This is a genomic window from Adhaeribacter swui, from assembly GCF_014217805.1.
Lineage (GTDB): Bacteria > Bacteroidota > Bacteroidia > Cytophagales > Hymenobacteraceae > Adhaeribacter > Adhaeribacter swui.
On record NZ_CP055156.1, the window covers coordinates 3,477,431 to 3,493,663 of the forward strand.

General features: G+C 44.2%; 12 protein-coding genes. 4 read left to right on the top strand and 8 right to left on the bottom strand.

Features of this window, described 5'->3' with window-relative positions:
* Positions 1 to 16: 16 nt before the first annotated feature.
* Positions 17 to 469 (bottom strand): DoxX family protein, encoded by a 453-nt coding sequence (locus tag HUW51_RS14700; protein WP_185270393.1) that lies wholly within the window; start codon positions 467 to 469, stop codon positions 17 to 19.
* 111 nt (positions 470 to 580) lie between these two features.
* Positions 581 to 1,072 (bottom strand): hypothetical protein, encoded by a 492-nt coding sequence (locus tag HUW51_RS14705; protein ID WP_185270394.1) that lies wholly within the window; start codon positions 1,070 to 1,072, stop codon positions 581 to 583.
* Between the two features lie 324 nt (positions 1,073 to 1,396).
* Here HUW51_RS14705 and HUW51_RS14710 point away from each other — a divergent pair, with 324 nt between their 5' ends.
* Positions 1,397 to 3,940, top strand: a complete 2,544-nt coding sequence (locus HUW51_RS14710) for a M14 family metallopeptidase (RefSeq protein ID WP_185270395.1) — start codon at positions 1,397 to 1,399, stop codon at positions 3,938 to 3,940.
* Between the two features lie 110 nt (positions 3,941 to 4,050).
* Complete coding sequence (locus HUW51_RS14715) at positions 4,051 to 4,620, top strand: glycosyl-4,4'-diaponeurosporenoate acyltransferase CrtO family protein (RefSeq protein ID WP_185270396.1); 570 nt, start codon at positions 4,051 to 4,053, stop codon at positions 4,618 to 4,620.
* 38 nt (positions 4,621 to 4,658) lie between these two features.
* On the opposite strand, the gene HUW51_RS14720 is transcribed toward HUW51_RS14715, so the two are convergent.
* The 4 genes from HUW51_RS14720 to HUW51_RS14735 form a co-directional block, all read right to left on the bottom strand.
* Positions 4,659 to 5,366, bottom strand: a complete 708-nt coding sequence (locus HUW51_RS14720) for an SGNH/GDSL hydrolase family protein (protein ID WP_185270397.1) — start codon at positions 5,364 to 5,366, stop codon at positions 4,659 to 4,661.
* Between the two features lie 300 nt (positions 5,367 to 5,666).
* The gene (locus tag HUW51_RS14725; protein WP_185270398.1) at positions 5,667 to 6,896 is read right to left on the bottom strand and encodes an MFS transporter; all 1,230 of its coding nucleotides are present in this window, start codon (positions 6,894 to 6,896) and stop codon (positions 5,667 to 5,669) included.
* A gap of 199 nt (positions 6,897 to 7,095) precedes the next feature.
* Positions 7,096 to 7,887 (bottom strand): glycoside hydrolase family 16 protein, encoded by a 792-nt coding sequence (locus tag HUW51_RS14730; protein WP_185270399.1) that lies wholly within the window; start codon positions 7,885 to 7,887, stop codon positions 7,096 to 7,098.
* 273 nt (positions 7,888 to 8,160) lie between these two features.
* Positions 8,161 to 8,820 carry a YdcF family protein gene (locus tag HUW51_RS14735; protein WP_185270400.1) on the bottom strand — a complete coding sequence of 220 codons (660 nt, stop codon included), beginning with the start codon at positions 8,818 to 8,820 and terminating at the stop codon, positions 8,161 to 8,163.
* 200 nt (positions 8,821 to 9,020) lie between these two features.
* Between HUW51_RS14735 and HUW51_RS14740 the strand changes: the two genes are divergently transcribed.
* Positions 9,021 to 9,893, top strand: coding sequence for an SDR family oxidoreductase (locus HUW51_RS14740; RefSeq protein WP_185270401.1), 873 nt, complete (start codon positions 9,021 to 9,023; stop codon positions 9,891 to 9,893).
* A gap of 186 nt (positions 9,894 to 10,079) precedes the next feature.
* Here the strand turns inward: HUW51_RS14740 and HUW51_RS14745 are convergent, their stop codons facing one another.
* Positions 10,080 to 11,273 carry a lactonase family protein gene (locus HUW51_RS14745; RefSeq protein ID WP_185270402.1) on the bottom strand — a complete coding sequence of 398 codons (1,194 nt, stop codon included), beginning with the start codon at positions 11,271 to 11,273 and terminating at the stop codon, positions 10,080 to 10,082.
* A gap of 843 nt (positions 11,274 to 12,116) precedes the next feature.
* Positions 12,117 to 13,094, bottom strand: a complete 978-nt coding sequence (locus tag HUW51_RS14750; protein WP_185270403.1) for an NAD(P)H-quinone oxidoreductase — start codon at positions 13,092 to 13,094, stop codon at positions 12,117 to 12,119.
* A 676-nt stretch (positions 13,095 to 13,770) separates the two neighbouring features.
* Between HUW51_RS14750 and HUW51_RS14755 the strand changes: the two genes are divergently transcribed.
* Positions 13,771 to 15,999, top strand: coding sequence for a response regulator (locus HUW51_RS14755; RefSeq protein WP_185270404.1), 2,229 nt, complete (start codon positions 13,771 to 13,773; stop codon positions 15,997 to 15,999).
* Positions 16,000 to 16,233: the final 234 nt, after the last annotated feature.

The window sequence follows — 16,233 nt, forward strand, 5'->3', positions numbered from 1 at the left end:
AGCATTGTGGCAAATTCTAAAATCTGGAACTATCGCGGCGGCCAAATTCAGAACTGCTAAAAATTTTATTATCGATACTGATTTTGCCGGGACCAATAAAATATAAACTGATAAATAAAATAGCAGACTCTAAAGCGTGCGAATAACCATTAAAATCGTCGCCGTTACTAATGTGCGAAACCGTAGCCACGCACATGGTTATAAAAAGCAAAAGCGTAACCGGCCGGAAAAATAAACCCAGTAACAGTAAAAAGCCGCCTACAAACTCAGCAAAACCGCCCATAAATCCCCAGAAAAGAGGAGCAAAGGTAATACCCAGGTTCGCCATAGATCCCCCCACTTGTTCCCAGAACTCCGGTCCCCCTTTTAACTTCGGAAAACCGTGCAGCATAAAAGCCCAGCCAATACCTACCCGAAGTAATAGCAAACCAAAATGGCAGGTAGGGTAATAATTGCGGAAGTATTTCATTGCTTTCAAAATTTAATCCGGTGGTAAAATTAAAAGTAAATCGCCAGGGTAAAAGCCAGCCGGTTAAAGTTTGTAAAGCGGTTTTTGCCAAAATGCTCAGGATGAGCGCGTTTAATCTTCGTTCTCTTCTTCCGGAAATTCTAAATTTTCCAGGGCTTGCAACGTTTCTTTTACAATTTGGTTCATTTCCCGACGGCTATCGGCTTCTAGGGTGCGGGCAAATAAATCCAGGATAAGCTCGCCTTCGGTGTTGGTGTATAAATCCTGAAAAAGCTTATCAAATACTTTATTTTCTTTTTGAATTATGGCATCTATCTGATTGATGTTGGTGGCTTTAGCGGCTTTTTTTAAAACGGCCAGCACTTTTTCGCTTACTTCGCCGCCGCCTAAATCCGTGAAAATCTGCATTAAAGCCGTAGCCACGCCCAACCTAATTTTCTCAAAAGCAAAATGTACGTCGTTGTTTACCGGCCCTCCTTTGCGAACCCGGCTTTCGGCTACATCAAAATTTTTAAAAATTACCTCAATGGGTTTATCAAACAGGTCGGGTTGGGCGGTATGCAATGCGCGCTGCAGTAATAATTCAAAATCGGAAGCCAGCATGGTATAAGTTTAAGATTAATGGTAAGAAGTAAACAGAATCAAGTATGTAATACTAGACGCTAGACATTAGATACCAGATTTTTATTGATTAAGTAATTAATAGTCAATGTTTAAAAATATTGGCGAAAATAATAGCAAATCCATTTTAATGAATGCGATTGAAAAAGCCTTACAAGTAGAAAAATAGCGCCTGTAAAAAGAATTTGTTTTTAATATTAGCAGTCAGATTAACGTAAATTTGGCTGATTTTTAAATTTACTCAATCTAAAAATCTTTGAGGCCTATTTTTATTTAGCGAACTTGGCTTTAAAATTAATTGATTCTATGCGGCTTCTTGTACTCCGATTTTTATTTTTCGTTTTTCTTTTCACTGCCGGCCTAACTTCTTTATCGGCGCAAACCATTCAAACGCCTGCTAAGTTTTTGGGCTATAACCTCGGCGAACGCTTTACGCCCCACGCCCAGATTGTGCGCTACGTAGAATACCTGGCCGCGCAGGCACCCAAGCGCATGCAGTTGCAAACCTACGGCCGCACCTACGAAGGCCGGCCGCTGTTGCTGGCTACGCTTTCGGCGGAAGCCAATATAAATAACCTGGAAAAAATCCGGACCGATAATTTAAAAAATATTGGTTTACAAGCCGGGGAAGTTAGCGGTAACCAGCCTGCTATTGTGTGGCTTAGTTACAATGTGCACGGCAACGAGGCGGTATCGTCGGAAGCGGTGATGCTGGTGCTGTATAACCTGGTAACGGCACAAAATCCCGACATTGTCAATTGGCTGCAAAATACCGTAGTATTAGTAGACCCGTGCGTGAATCCTGATGGTCGTGACCGCTACGCCAACTGGTACAACCAGGTAGCTAACCGTTTACCCAACCCAAGCCCAATGGCACGCGAGCACCAGGAGCCCTGGCCCGGCGGACGGGTAAACCATTATTTGTTTGATTTAAACCGCGATTGGGCCTGGCAAACACAATTAGAATCGCAGCAGCGCATTAAAATTTACAACCAATGGATGCCGCAGGTACATGCCGATTTTCACGAAATGGGCGTGGAATCGCCATATTACTTTTCGCCGGCCGCCAAACCCTACCACGAAGCCATAACGCCCTGGCAACGGGAATTTCAACAGATTATCGGGCAGAATAACCGGAAGTACTTCGATAAAAATAACTGGCTGTATTTTACCCGCGAAGTTTTTGATTTGTTTTACCCGAGTTACGGTGATACCTGGCCTACCTTTAATGGCGCTATTGCCATGACCTACGAGCAGGGTGGCGGCCCCCGGGCCGGCCGGGCTATTACCAAATCCGACGGCGATACGTTAACTTTAACGCAGCGTATTTCGCACCATTACGCCGCCAGTTTGGCTACCATCGAGGCTACTTCCGACCGTAAGGACCAGGTAATCCGGGAATATCAGAAATACTACCAGCAAGCCCGCACCAATCCTTCCGGTGCTTATAAAGCTTACGTTTTAAAAGCTAACAACCAACCGGGCAAACTAAACCAATTAACCACTTACCTCGATCGGCAGCAGATTAAATACGGGTACGCTACAAAAAAAAGTGCGGGCTTTGGTTTTAACTATACTACGGGTAAAGCCGAACAGGTGCGCGTCCAGCCGAATGATTTAGTAATAAGTATGTACCAGCCTAAATCCACGCTGATTAAGGTTTTATTCGATCCGAACGCCAAACTGGAAGATTCCTTAACCTACGATATTACGTCCTGGGCCATTCCGTACGCCTACGGTTTACCGGCTTATGGTTTAAAAGCCAGGGTAGGGGATGTAGCTGATAAGCCCTTGGCTCTAGCTAATAAACCAACCAGCAAAATGGTGGAGCAGCCTTATGCCTATTTGGCGCGGTACAATAGTGTTCCCGATTTGCAGTTTATGGCATCATTAGTAAACAAAAACATTAAAGTGCGTTTTTCGGAAAAAGCTTTTGAAGCCGATGACCAAAAATACGCCCCTGGTACCTTAATTATAACTAGGGCTGGTAACGAAAACTTAAAAACTAAATTTGATGCTTTGGTAAAAGCCCAGGCCGATTCGTTCGGGGTTAGTTTAGTGCCCACTCAAACCGGCTTTGTGACCAGCGGCGTTGATTTTGGTTCTTCCAGTGTTCGGTCGGTGCGCAAACCAAAAATTGGCTTGCTGGCCGGCGACGAGGTGTCGTCGAGTGCCTTTGGCGAAGTGTGGCATTTCTTTGAACAACAAATTCAGTATCCGGTTACGGTGATTGATACCCGGGATTTTAGCCGGGTAGCCTGGCAGCAATTGGATGTTTTGGTATTACCCGACGGCCGGTACAACGATTTACTGGATGAAAAAGGCTTAACCCAACTAAAAGACTGGATAAGAGCGGGTGGTAAACTTATTGCCCTGGAAGGAGCCGCCGCGCACCTGGCCGGCAAGCGCGATTTTAATTTAATTAAAAAGAAAGTACAGGATAGCGTAGATTTAAAAAAAGACCCTTACCGCGCATTACGCTTGTACGGCGATGCCGAACGCAGTGCTTTGTCGGGGTTAATTCAAGGGGGCATTTACCGCGTTACCATGGATAACACGCACCCGCTGGCTTTTGGCTACGGCACCACCCATTTTGCTTTAATTCAGGAAGTAAACGATTACCAGTTTATGCAGCAAGGTTGGAACGTAGGTGTATTGAAGAAAGATATTTACGCCAGCGGTTTTGCCGGCAGTAAAGTAAAAAAGCGCTTGCAAGATTCACTAGTGTTTGGTACGCAGGAACTGGGGCGCGGGCAGGTGGTTTATTTAACCAACAACCCTTTGTTCCGGGCGTTTTGGCACAGCGGCAAATTATTATTCGGGAATGCTTTGTTTATGGTGGGCCAGTAAAATTTTAAAAATTACTAATACCAGAAAAGCAGGTTTTCCAGAGCCTGCTTTTTTGTTGTGCGGTAGATCCGGTATATTTTGGTGGGGTTAAGTATAAAACGGGTATACGCATGAATGCCGGGGAACAAAAAAGTGCCACCAAATTAAAACGCACGGTGTTTTGGTATAACGCTGTTCCTAACCTGTTTTGGTCTGTTATCAACCTGGTACCCATTTACATTTTCTGTTATAGATACCTGGCTCTTCCGGTATTGTTTGTTTTCTTGGGAGTAAGCCTGCTTAGTTTATTTTTGCCAAAAACCTTTTTTAGTAAACTGCAATTAGGCCATACCCCAGCAATTTATCACAAAATTGGTATTCGGTTTATTAATAAGTTTACTCAAAACGGACAAATCATTAATAACCTTATTCAAAAGAAATATCCGCAGTACCGGGTGGTTTCGGCGCGAAAACGTTCAATGCAGGCCATGTTGCAACAAACTTACGTTTTCGAGAAATTTCATTTGAGCTTGTTCGTGTTTTTTAATTTGATCTGCTTATCCGCCATTAATAAAAGTCTTTGGGGTTGGGCGAGCATCATCTTACTCACTAACATTTTATACAATGTTTACCCATGCTTTTTGCAGCAATACATCCGGCTCAAACTGCAAAATGCCGCTACCCGGAATCCACCAATTTAAATTCCTTTATAATTGATACCTAAGTACTTTTTTCTATATCAGGCTTTGATAAATTTTAATTTTTTACTGATCTGGGCCAGCCACTCGCGGGCCATTAACTCGTGACCGGCAGGCATGGGGTGGATGCCGTCCCAGATCCAGTAATCGGCGGGAGCTTTGGATAGGGCCTTATTAAAAGCTTGCTGATACTCAACCAAAATAGCATTAAAATCGGTGCAAAGGCGTTTTACAATTTGCTGCCTGAGCTTTACTTCGCGGTTGTAATCGTCCCATTTTTCTTTTACCCGGCCTACTGGCAAAATAAACGGTTCGCCCAGCACCAATTGTACCTGGGGTAGTTGTTGTTTGGTTTGCTGCAACAAAGCCCGGTAATTTTTTTCGTACTGCTCGGCTGTAAAATCCTGGTTGCCGTTCAGTAAGGCCGATACATCGTTGATGCCTACCAAAATGCTTAAAACATCGGGTTTTAACTCCAGCGTGTCGGTTTGCCAACGAGCAGCCAAATCCGTGATTTTGTTGCCGCTGATGCCCCGGTTAAAAAAATGAAATTGCTTCGCCGGGTATTCGTACCACAACTTGCTAGCGATAATATAGGCGTAGCCGTGGCCCATTACGTGATTCCAATCGTTGTTGCGGGTACGGTTGCCGTCGGTAATGGAATCGCCCTGAAACAAAAAAGTAAACCCATCTCCCGCTTTACCCGCCGGAAAATTTTGCCGCGGAAGCGCTTCAGTCAGGTGGGGCATTACCGAGGCCACCGCGCCCAGAGTAGTTATTTTTTTTTAGAAATTGTCGACGATCGTGTTCCTGATTCATGCTGCGAAGTATTCCTGAAATGTTTTTTTACTAGAGTAAACCATGGTTTGGATAATCGGAACAATTTAGCTGAAATCGTTTCATTGAGGCAATTTAAATTCGAAATGTATCAGAAAGTATTATGTATGTATCGCCCGATATCAAAAAGTAAAATTTTAAAAATTTTATGTATTCGCTAAAATTAAAAATGGTTACATCGTGAGTAACATGAAGAAGCCCGCAAGCCAGCTTTACCCGGTTACGCGTTCGGGTTCCTGGGCTTTTTCCATTTTGGGTACCAGCATCCAGAAACCTAAAGACGTGATGGTAGCTAAAGTAGCTGTAAAACCCCATAGCACCGGAAACCCGAAATGCGTAATTATACTGGAACCCAGGTAAGGCCCCACCACAAAAGCCACGGAATACGATAAATTAAACAAACCCATGTAAGCGCCGCGGTTGCTGGTATCGGAACGTTGCACGGGTACGGTAGCCATAAAAGGCATAGCCAGAATTTCGGCTACACTCAGCAAAAACATGGATAGGTACAGCATCCAAACCCCTTGAAACCAGTTGAGGATAATAAAGGAAAACCCAACCAGTAAAGTGCCGATACTAATTAAATGGGCTAGTTTAAACCGAGGCCCCAGTAAATAAACCAAAATCATTTCGAGCGAGAACACCACGAATCCGTTCAGGGCGAACAGCAAACCAATATTGGTGCGGGGCAGCTCGTAGACTTGCCGGTAGTACAAGGGTAAATTCGAGAAAAATTGAAAAAATATGATTCCGAAGCAGCCACTGAGTACGGCATATAATACGTATTTCTGGTCGCGGTAAGGTGAGTTGCGGATGGGGGCGGTATCGGTTGTTGTTTTGGTGGTGGGTGCGTGACCTTGCCGGTGCCGGAAGTAAAAATAGAAAAACAAACCGGCCGCCAAACTGCTAAAACCATCGGCCAGAAACAGCCATTGGTACGAAAAAGTAGCCAGCAAACCACCCAGTACCGGACCAATAGAAAAACCCAGATTTACGGCCATCCGGTTCAGGGAAAAAGCCCGGGTAATATTGGCGCCGCTGGTATAAAAGCTCACCGAAGCCGCATTGGCCGGCCGCAGACATTCGGCAATTAAACTCAGGAAAAACATGCCGGGCGCAAACGCCACAAAGGTTTTTAAAGGCAACAACAAAAAGAAACAAACCCCGCTGCCCAGCAAGCTCATTACCTGCACCCGGAAATGCCCTAGCTTATCGGTGAGCCAGCCACCCAAGAAAGAACCGCACATGGAACCTAAGCCAAACAAACTCAGCGTAAACCCTACTTGCTGCACCGTAAAATGTAAAACTTCGGTTAAATAAATGCTTAAGAAAGGCAAAACCATGGCTCCGGTGCGGTTAATCAGCATCACCAAAGCCAACATCCAGGCCGGCGTGGATAAGCCACTAAAGGCATTCCGGTAAATAGAAAAAATCGGGTTCATGGTAAGCCAGCCTATTTATCAAATAATGTTGGAAAGGGAATAAAAATGATATGGCGTACGTCGCTGGAAAACTTAAATTTTAAAAATTTTAATTACAAGCCAGTAAGAAGGGCACAGAAAATCAAGTAGTGATCTTTTAATATATAAGCCAAAAGGTTTTTAAATTTTTATCCGGGTGAAAAAGCAAAAATTTAAAATTTTACTGATAAACCCGCACGTAGTCGATATAAAACTTTTGTGGTAAGGCTTGCACATCCACGCCTTTTTGTCCGCCCCAAGCTCCTCCAATCGCCAGGTTTAAGATTAAGTAAAAAGGCTGATCGTAGGGCCAGGCATCCGGTCCGGTACCTTCGTTACGGAAAGTAAAAACAGTTTTGCCATCCAGAATAAAATCTACTTTTTCTTTAGTCCAGTCTAGGGTGTAAATGTGGTAATCGGCGGCAGGGTTGTTTAATCCTACTTTTTGGCCCTTGTTGGTATGCTGGCTGTGGTTATAAGCTTTGGTGTGAATGTTAAAATGCAGCGTATCCGGGTCGAAGCCCACGTGTTCCATTAAGTCCAGTTCGCCGCAGGCGGGCCAGCCTACTTGCGGGTGGTTTTTGCCCAAAAACCAAATGGCCGGCCAGGTTCCCCGCGCCGATGGTATTTTGGTCCGTACTTCGATGCGCCCGTATTGCCATTCGTGTTTGCCTTGGGTGGTTAAACTCGCTGAGGTTACCGGTGCCACCTGGCCGTTGACTGGCAAAGAATCCAAGCGGGCTTCAATTACCAGATTACCATTTTCCAGGTGCGCATTTTCCGGACGATTGGTATAATACTGCATTTCGTTATTGCGGATGTAGCCCGTTTCGTAAACCCAATCCTGCGCGTTAGGCTGACCGGTAGTATTAAACTCTTCGCGCCATACTAATTTGCGTTTTTTCACTAGCGCGGGACTAAGCCAAGAAATAACCGTTAACCACAATGCCAGAAATACATGCAGGTACAACATAGGTGCTTCGGATTAAAAATCAATTAGATGCATTGTTTCAAGGTAATTAGAAATCCGGAAAACCAGATGCGATTTAAAGTAAAATTCAATTGGAGTTAAACAGATAATTTACCCTCGTTAAAAAAGTAAGAAGCAGATATATTTAAAAATTGCCGAAGAAAGCCTCTGGTTTATGAGCGAAGTTTATGGGAGCAAAAGCTAAATTTTTAAAAATTTTTAATTTCCGCCATACCAATTACGGGTATTGGGTTGAATAAGTACATTTAAAACAGTTTACTCCGCAATTAAATGGCTCGTAAATCCCTGGGCCACTAATTGCTCGTAAGCTGCCCAAACCTCCGCCGGAATGGGTTGATACGTTTGAAACCCTTTTTCGGGATAAACCTTAATTCTTTGCAAATCGCCCAGCATAATCGAAATAACTTCTTCCAGGGTAACATCCTGATTGGGATAATCTTTAAAGGCGATCTGGGGCGAGGTAACCAGAATTTCGGTTTGTTCGCCGGGCCATTGTTTCTCGAAAGTAGCCAAAGTACGCCGCTCCATATAAGGTTTCTGCACCAAAATAAAACGCTTTACTTTAATCTGGCGCGCTTGTAACAATTGGTACGATAAAGCCACGTTTTCGCCGGTGTTGGTCGAGCGGTTTTCGATCAAGATATTTTCGGCGGGCACGCCCATTTGTTGCGCTACCGCCGCAAATTTATCGGCTTCGGTTTCTTGCCACAACCCCAAGGTTAAGCGGCCCAAACCGCCGGCAAAAAGCAGCCAGGGAGCATAACCTTGCAACCAGAGTTCGGCGCCTCTTTCGGCTACGCGCAAGTCGTGGCTACCCAGTACCATAATGCAGTCGGCGGGTTGTAGCGTATGATTCACGTGGTGGTAATCCCAGATTTGCTGGGCTAATCGGATGGTTTCTTCGGAAAAGGCCATGCGGTGGTTAATTGCTCGGGTAAATTTTTAAATTTATTTTAAAATTTCAAACCAAAATAGCCAGTTTGTCCTGCTTAGAACCTGTTGTAATAGCTAAATTTAAAAATAACGAATTTTATTTCTGGATACTCTGATTTAAGCACTTGTAATCTGTACTATTGATCTAAATTAAACTCTATAACCTGCCAACTATCAGCCCTATGCTAACCAGCCCCATGTTACAGGAAAATGCTTTACAAAATAAAGTTTTAGTAATAACCGGGGGCGGAACCGGATTGGGTAAGGCCATGGCCGAAATGTTTCTGCGGCTGGGAGCGCAGGTGGTAATTACCAGCCGCAAATTGCCCGTGCTGGAGCAAACCGCTACGGAATTGCAACAACTTACCGGCGGTAGTATTTTACCTTTAGCCTGCGATGTACGCGATTACAACGCCGTAGAAACCATGCTGGAGCGCGCCGTAGCACATTGCGGTAAAATTGACGGCTTAGTTAACAATGCCGCAGGCAATTTTGTGAGCCCCACAGAGCGATTAAGCCCGAAAGCTTTTGAGGTGGTAACGGATATTGTTTTAAAAGGCAGTTATCATACAACTTTAGCGCTGGGCAAACACTGGATTGCGGCGCAACAACCCGGCTGTTTTTTAAATATTGTTACAACCTACGCCTGGACGGGTTCGGGTTACGTGGTACCTTCGGCTTGCGCCAAGGCGGGGGTGCTGGCGCTTACCCGTTCTTTGGCCGCCGAGTGGGCTAAGTACGACATTCGTTCCAACGCCATTGCGCCGGGTCCATTTCCTACCGAAGGAGCCATGAGCCGCCTCTTTCCAGCACCGCTCGCCGATACGCTCGATCCGGTAAAGCGAATTCCGTTAAAACGCCTGGGCAACCCCGCCGAATTAGCGAACCTGGCTGCTTATCTTATTTCGGATTATGCGGCTTTTATAAACGGCGAAGTAATAACGATGGATGGCGGCGAGTGGCTTTACGGTGCCGGCGAATTCAATCATTTCGACGAGGTGCCTAGCTCCATATGGGATAGCCTGGAACACCAACGCCGCGAAAAGAAAGAATAAGTAAGGAAGCAGCAAAGAGCCAGTAACTAGTTATTCGTTGCTGAAATTTTGCTCCCATTACTAATTGTTATACCATTAGTAATGGGAGCAGATGGGTCTTGTAAGGGTTAAAACCAGTTTTATTTAGTTTTTATAGCTTTGCTGGCGAAATTTTAAAAATTTAGGGTTTAACCTGATGCAAAAAGCCTAACTAAAATCCGAAACTACTTGCAAACAAACCGGCTTGGGTACTTTAACTGAGAAACCCGTAGGGGTTAGCTGTCCGGTACTTTGATCGATGCGGTAGGTGTAAATATCATCGGAACGCTCGTTAGCCACTAACAGAATCCGGCCCGAAGGATCAATGGCAAAATTACGGGGCCAATTACCCTGGGTACTTACGTGCTGCACCAAAGTAAGCTGCCCGGTATCGGGGTTAATGGCGTACACCACCATGCTGTTATGGCCCCGGTTAGAGCCGTACAAAAACTTACCATCCGGCGATACGTGCACATCGGCGCAGTAACTTTCGCCGGTAAAATCGGCCGGTAAAGTAGAAAGCGTTTGAATTTCGGTAAAAGTGCCCTGAGTTTCGTTGTAAGCCAAAGCGATCATGGTAGAGTCTAGCTCACAAATCAGGAACGCTATTTTGCCGTTCGGGTGAAAAGTTAAATGCCGTGGTCCGGCCCCAGGTTTGGTCTGGAAAGCCGGTTGAGCTGCGCGGGTAAGTTTTCCGTTATTTGGATCGAGCCGGTAACCTAATACTTGGTCCAGGCCCAGATCTACCGCCAGAATAAAATTGTTTTTCGGATCCGGGATAATGCAATGGGCGTGCGGTCCGCTTTGCCGGTTAGAAATGCTGTTACCCTGGTGTTGCTCGTTGCCCACGGCTTTGCGTAAGCTGCCATTTTCCTGAACCGGGTAACTCACCACATTGCCACCCCCGTAATTAGCCGCTAACGCTACTTTTTCGGTTTTATCCAACGACACATAGCAAGGGGAAGATCCTTCAGTAGCTTGTTGGTTCAGCAACGTAAGCTGACCAGTTTTTTTATCGACGGCAAAGGAGCTGATGGCCCCACTTTTCGCATTATTAAAATTGCCAATTTCGTTTACGGCGTATAGTAAGGTTTTTTTACTGTTTAAAGTTAAGAAAGAAGGGTTTTCGCCGCCTTTAAAAGCTAATTGCCGGGTAAGCTCCCCGGTAGCCGGGTTTAACTGGAAACCAAAAATGCTGTCCTGGTCGGGTTTGGCGTAGGTGCCCACGTACACAAAATACGAAGCAGCCGATTTTTGGCCAGCTTTGCCGCCGGCGCAAGCCTGCAACAACCACGGAAGCCCAGCCAGTCCCAGGCCGGTAGTTTTCATAAATTGACGACGCGAAGTAGATAATAAACTCATGGGTAGATGCCTGATTTAGTCCGTGTAATTACTTAAAATTACGTTTATCACCAAATTTTAAAAAAGCAAATCCATGGCATGCTAGTAAAACACCTCCTGCCGGAACAAACCAAAAAGTTCGAGTTAAAGCTAATTGATTGATAATTAGTATTAACAGCTTTCGAGGTGATTTAAAAAGTACCCGCATGCTGGTGGGCTGGTTTGCCTCGTTCACCCCTCCCCCCTGCGGGTACCTCCCCTAAAAACAGGGGAGGAGATGCTACTACTACTACTACTTTCTTCTTTTATAGCTTAGCTGTAGAATGTGGCTGTGCACACCGGAACCATAGAGGGGCTCTTGAGTCAAACTGGTGTTTTTGCTTGTAACTACCGCTTTTCTTCCAATATATTAGATAATTAAGGAGAAGAAAAATGGCTTTAATTAGCTGCTACTAATTACAGAAATTAACAAAATAAAAATTCCTGGTTCCGCTTCTCCTCAGAGCAGAACCTAAAGAATTCCGCTTCATACAATCTAACAATAATTGTAAAAAGTAAAAGCCTTAGCTAAGTGCCACTGACACCAGTTTGGCTGTTGAGCACCTGCTAGGGTTCCGGTTTTGCGGAGCAAAATTCCGCAGACAGAGTCGAGGAAAGGAAGGCTAGCGAGTGCGAGAGAGCCAAACGAGGCCCGCCGGCCATGAGGCAAAACTTGTAGGCAGCCAGTTAGATAGCACCGCAGCCTGGAGGATGGAACAGACTCCAAAGACTTACTATCACGCAAAATCTAGCAAAATCTTTAATACAATTTGGTATAAGTAGTTTATACCGGATGAAAGTTGCCGGTGTTAGTACTTGAGCTCATCAGAATTCATTTACTGCCAAGACCAGCTTACCAATGTGCGTGCTGCTTTCCAGAAGAGTGTGGGCCTGGCTTGCCTGTGCCAGCGGAAAAACCTGGTGAATAATAGGTTTAAATTTGCCTTGCTCCAACAAAGGCCACACATTCTTTAAAATCGCGGCGGTTAGGTTAGCTTTAAAATTGGCATCGCGGGGGCGCAAGGTACTGCCCGTAATAGTTAACCGCCGGCGCATAACATCGGCAATATTAAACTCGCCCGCCGCTCCTTGCATGGCATTAATAAAAACTAAACGCCCATCCGGATTTAAAATTTTTAAATTTTTAGGCGTGTACGAACCGCCAATCATGTCTAATATTACATCTATACCTATTGGCGCTAAAACTTCGGCAAAATCTTCGGTTTTGTAATTAATGGCTTTTTCGGCTCCCAGCTTTTCGCAGGCTGCGCATTTATCGGGGCTCCCGGCGGTGGTAAATACCCGCGCCCCTAGGGCTTTGGCTAATTGAATAGCCGTAATGCCAATGCCGCTGCTTCCGCCGTGTACCAAAAAAGTGTCGTGTGCTTGCAGTTGCCCTCTTTCAAAAACATTGTGCCACACCGTAAACACCGTTTCGGGTAAAGAAGCTGCTTCTACGAACGAAAAATTTTCGGGTACGGGTAAACAATGTCTGGCGTCCACTACAGCATATTCGGCGTAACCGCCGCCGCTAAGCAACGCGCATACCGCCTGCCCGGGTTGCCATTGCGTTACCGCCGACCCGCAAGCTGCAATAATGCCGGCTACTTCCAAGCCGGGAATATCGACGGGGGCGCCCAGAGGGGGCGGGTAATTGCCTTTACGTTGAAAAACATCTGGCCGGTTCACGCCGGCGGCTTTTACCTGGATCAGGACTTCGTTGGCTTCCGGAACCGGGGTTGGCCGTTCTTGTATTTGCAAAACTTCGGGCAATCCGGGTTGGATAATTACAATGGCTTTCATTAAGATGATTTTTTAATAATTAATCCTTATACTTAAATCGCTACCTCCTGGCTAATCTTATTTTAAAATGTGAGCTTATTTGTTCCAGCAGATTAACCTAAAACTTTTGATCGCTTTGAGAAAACTTTAATAAAAGAAATTTAAAAAATTGCTTTTATTAAAATAGTTGTATTATTGCGTAAGTATTAAAGATTAAATTTTTACGGGTTGTTGGCGTGCCTTGTTTATAATATTTAATAAATAATGTACCTGTGAGTTATTTTAATATCTTACTTTTTTGATATGTATCGTGATCTTGAAAATTACAGGTGATAATTGCATAGCTTTAAAAAAAATCAAAATTATAAAGTAAAGTCGGGTAAAAGGAACCAATATTTCTTCAAAAGTATTATAAATGGGTTTGTTGGTCTTCAAATAAGCGAGCTTCAACAAAATAATAGAGTTGCAGCGGAACAGAGCTTTTAAGTTGATAAGCTCGGATTATAAAAATTTAATTTTCTGAATTATTATTTAATAGTGGTTATTATTTAATAATTGTGTATTATAAACTTGTAATTTTTTTATACATAAACACTTATTGCGGTTAATAAGTTATTAGAATAATCTAATCATTGTTATTTTTAAAATCTGTTTTATACCCTTCGGCCCTAGAATTTAGAAGGATATTGCTCTTAGTATGACCCACTCCTTTACTTTAACAAACAATCCTAGCCGCGATTTTAAAAAAACACTAACCCGCAGCCGGCAAATTGTTATTTCGCTTTTAATTATCCTGATTGTAAATTGTGGGATTAAAATAGCTTTTAATCTACCTGTTTCGGCCTTTCTGGTTGGTATCATGGTGGTTATTTTCCTGGGTTTGCTGGTGTTGAGTAATAAGGGGCATATAACCCTGGTGCGGGCGGGCAGTAACCTTACAATCAGTATTTTTCTGGTGTTTATTGTCTACGCCGAGGGGTTGCGGGCTTCAGCGCATTGGTATATTTTAACGTTGCTGTTTACGATGCCCCTGCTGGGAGAAAACAATAACTTTTACAACCGGGAGAACTTTATGTACTTCCTTTTATTTGTGATCTGTTTTTGTGTGTGCATTTACTTTATAGAAGATGAAAGTAGTGTGCAACAAATTAGTGATGCTACTTACCAGGTAATTTCGCGGGTAAATAATACGCTGGTAATTCTGATGTGTATTGCTTCGTGTTTACTGTTGCTTTACAACGAAAATAAATATTATGCGGCCTTGTTAAACGAAAAAAACAAAGCCGAACAAGCTTTGCAGCAAGCCGAGCAGGCCCGCCTGGAAGCTGAAAAAGCCAACCAGGCCAAAAGTATATTTCTGGCCACCATGAGCCACGAAATCCGCACGCCTTTAAACGGAGTACTTGGCATGACTTCCTTACTGGCCGAAACCAAACTGGATGCTGAACAGCGGAACTTTACCGAAATTATTTGTAATTCAGGTAATGCGTTGCTTTCGGTAATCAACGATATTCTCGATTTTTCAAAAATTGAATCGGGGAATATGGTGCTCGAAGACGAACCTTTTGATTTGCGCGACTGCATAGAAGATGTATTGGATGTGTTTGCCAGCAAGGCGGCGCAGCAAAACCTCGAATTAATGTACGAGTTTGATCCCCAGATTCCTTTGCGAATAAGTGGCGACAGTACCCGTTTAAAACAAATATTAATTAACCTGATCGGGAACGCCTTTAAATTTACTACGCAAGGCGAAATAGTGGTTGGGTTACAATATTTAGGTAAGCGGGAAAACGGACAGACAGAACTGGCTTTTGAAGTACGCGATACCGGTATTGGTTTTTCGCCAGAGCAGGCCGCTAAATTATTTAAAGCATTTACGCAACTCGACTCGTCTACTACGCGCAAATACGGGGGCACCGGTTTGGGCTTGGCCATTTGTACCCGTTTGATCGAACTTATGGGAGGCACTATGTCGGCAATGAGCCAGCCGGGGCAAGGGGCAACTTTCTGTTTTACTATTTTAACTCAAGAGAGCAACCCGGTTTTACCAGCGCCTTGTACTGCTAATGTGGCGGAGCTAAGCGGCCGGCGCATTCTGGTAGTAAATGCTAATGCAACCAACCGCAGTATTCTGCAAAAACAGTTAGATTGCTGGCAATTTACATCCGTGCTCACTCAATCGGGCGAGGAAGCGCTGGCGCAAATCCGGACGCAAGCGTTTGATTTGGTAATTACGGATATGCACCTGTCCGGTATAAATGGATTAGAGCTGGCAAAATTAATAAAACAGGAGCAGCCTGCTTTACCATTCATGTTGTTAAGTTCTGTCGGTAACGATGGCGAGGCAAAATCCAGCGGTTTTTTCCGGAGCGTATTAACCAAACCCGTGCGGCAGCGGCAATTACAGCAAGAAATTATCCGTTGCCTGCAACAAGAGCAACCAGAAGAAAAGCCAGCGATAACCGAAAACAAACTATCCCTCCGCTTTGCCAACCAGTATCCGCTACGTATTCTGGTGGCCGAAGATAACCCCATTAACCAAATGTTTGCCCAAATGGCTTTAGAACGTTTAGGTTACCAAACCGATTTGGCTGAGAACGGCCGCTTCGTGTTAGAAGCTTTGCAAAGAACTACGTACGACGTTATTTTGATGGATGTGCAAATGCCCGAAATGGATGGCCTGGAAGCTACCCGGATGATCAGGTCAAACAAGGAGCGTGATTTTGAACAGCCTTATATTATTGCCACTACGGCTAATGCCATTAAAGAAGACGAGCAAGCTTGTTTACAAGCGGGCATGAACGGATATATCAGCAAACCAATAGATTTAGACGAACTTATGCTGGCTTTGCGGCAAGCAGCCGGTGTAGTAGAAGAAAAAGCAGTACGCGAAATGAATAAAGAAGAGCAACGTTCTATAGCGTAATACAAAAGAGTAAAATAATTTCTATTTAAATTTCTTAAGGCTACTTAAATCTGTAAAGTACAAAATAAGAGCGGCGCTGTTGGTGGTAAAGCGTATATTAAAGTTTGTATTTATTTAATGCTTTTGCACTGGTTGGTAGGCCGCAATATTGATTTTTAAAAATTAAAATTCTAGCTGTTTGGGTGGTTAGATTAAAAGCTTAAAACTAAAAATAGCCGCAATAATATAACCGGG

Excerpts from the sequence above, each read along its gene's own strand:
- HUW51_RS14750 (WP_185270403.1), bottom strand. The coding sequence starts at position 13,094 with ATGAAAGCCATTGTAATTATCCAACCCGGATTGCCCGAAGTTTTGCAA.
- HUW51_RS14735 (WP_185270400.1), bottom strand. The coding sequence starts at position 8,820 with ATGGCCTTTTCCGAAGAAACCATCCGATTAGCCCAGCAAATCTGGGAT.
- HUW51_RS14710 (WP_185270395.1), top strand. The coding sequence starts at position 1,397 with ATGCGGCTTCTTGTACTCCGATTTTTATTTTTCGTTTTTCTTTTCACT.
- HUW51_RS14740 (WP_185270401.1), top strand. The coding sequence starts at position 9,021 with ATGCTAACCAGCCCCATGTTACAGGAAAATGCTTTACAAAATAAAGTT.
- HUW51_RS14700 (WP_185270393.1), bottom strand. The coding sequence starts at position 469 with ATGAAATACTTCCGCAATTATTACCCTACCTGCCATTTTGGTTTGCTA.
- HUW51_RS14725 (WP_185270398.1), bottom strand. The coding sequence starts at position 6,896 with ATGAACCCGATTTTTTCTATTTACCGGAATGCCTTTAGTGGCTTATCC.
- HUW51_RS14730 (WP_185270399.1), bottom strand. The coding sequence starts at position 7,887 with ATGTTGTACCTGCATGTATTTCTGGCATTGTGGTTAACGGTTATTTCT.
- HUW51_RS14705 (WP_185270394.1), bottom strand. The coding sequence starts at position 1,072 with ATGCTGGCTTCCGATTTTGAATTATTACTGCAGCGCGCATTGCATACC.
- HUW51_RS14715 (WP_185270396.1), top strand. The coding sequence starts at position 4,051 with ATGAATGCCGGGGAACAAAAAAGTGCCACCAAATTAAAACGCACGGTG.
- HUW51_RS14755 (WP_185270404.1), top strand. The coding sequence starts at position 13,771 with ATGACCCACTCCTTTACTTTAACAAACAATCCTAGCCGCGATTTTAAA.
- HUW51_RS14745 (WP_185270402.1), bottom strand. The coding sequence starts at position 11,273 with ATGAGTTTATTATCTACTTCGCGTCGTCAATTTATGAAAACTACCGGC.
- HUW51_RS14720 (WP_185270397.1), bottom strand. The coding sequence starts at position 5,366 with ATGCCCCACCTGACTGAAGCGCTTCCGCGGCAAAATTTTCCGGCGGGT.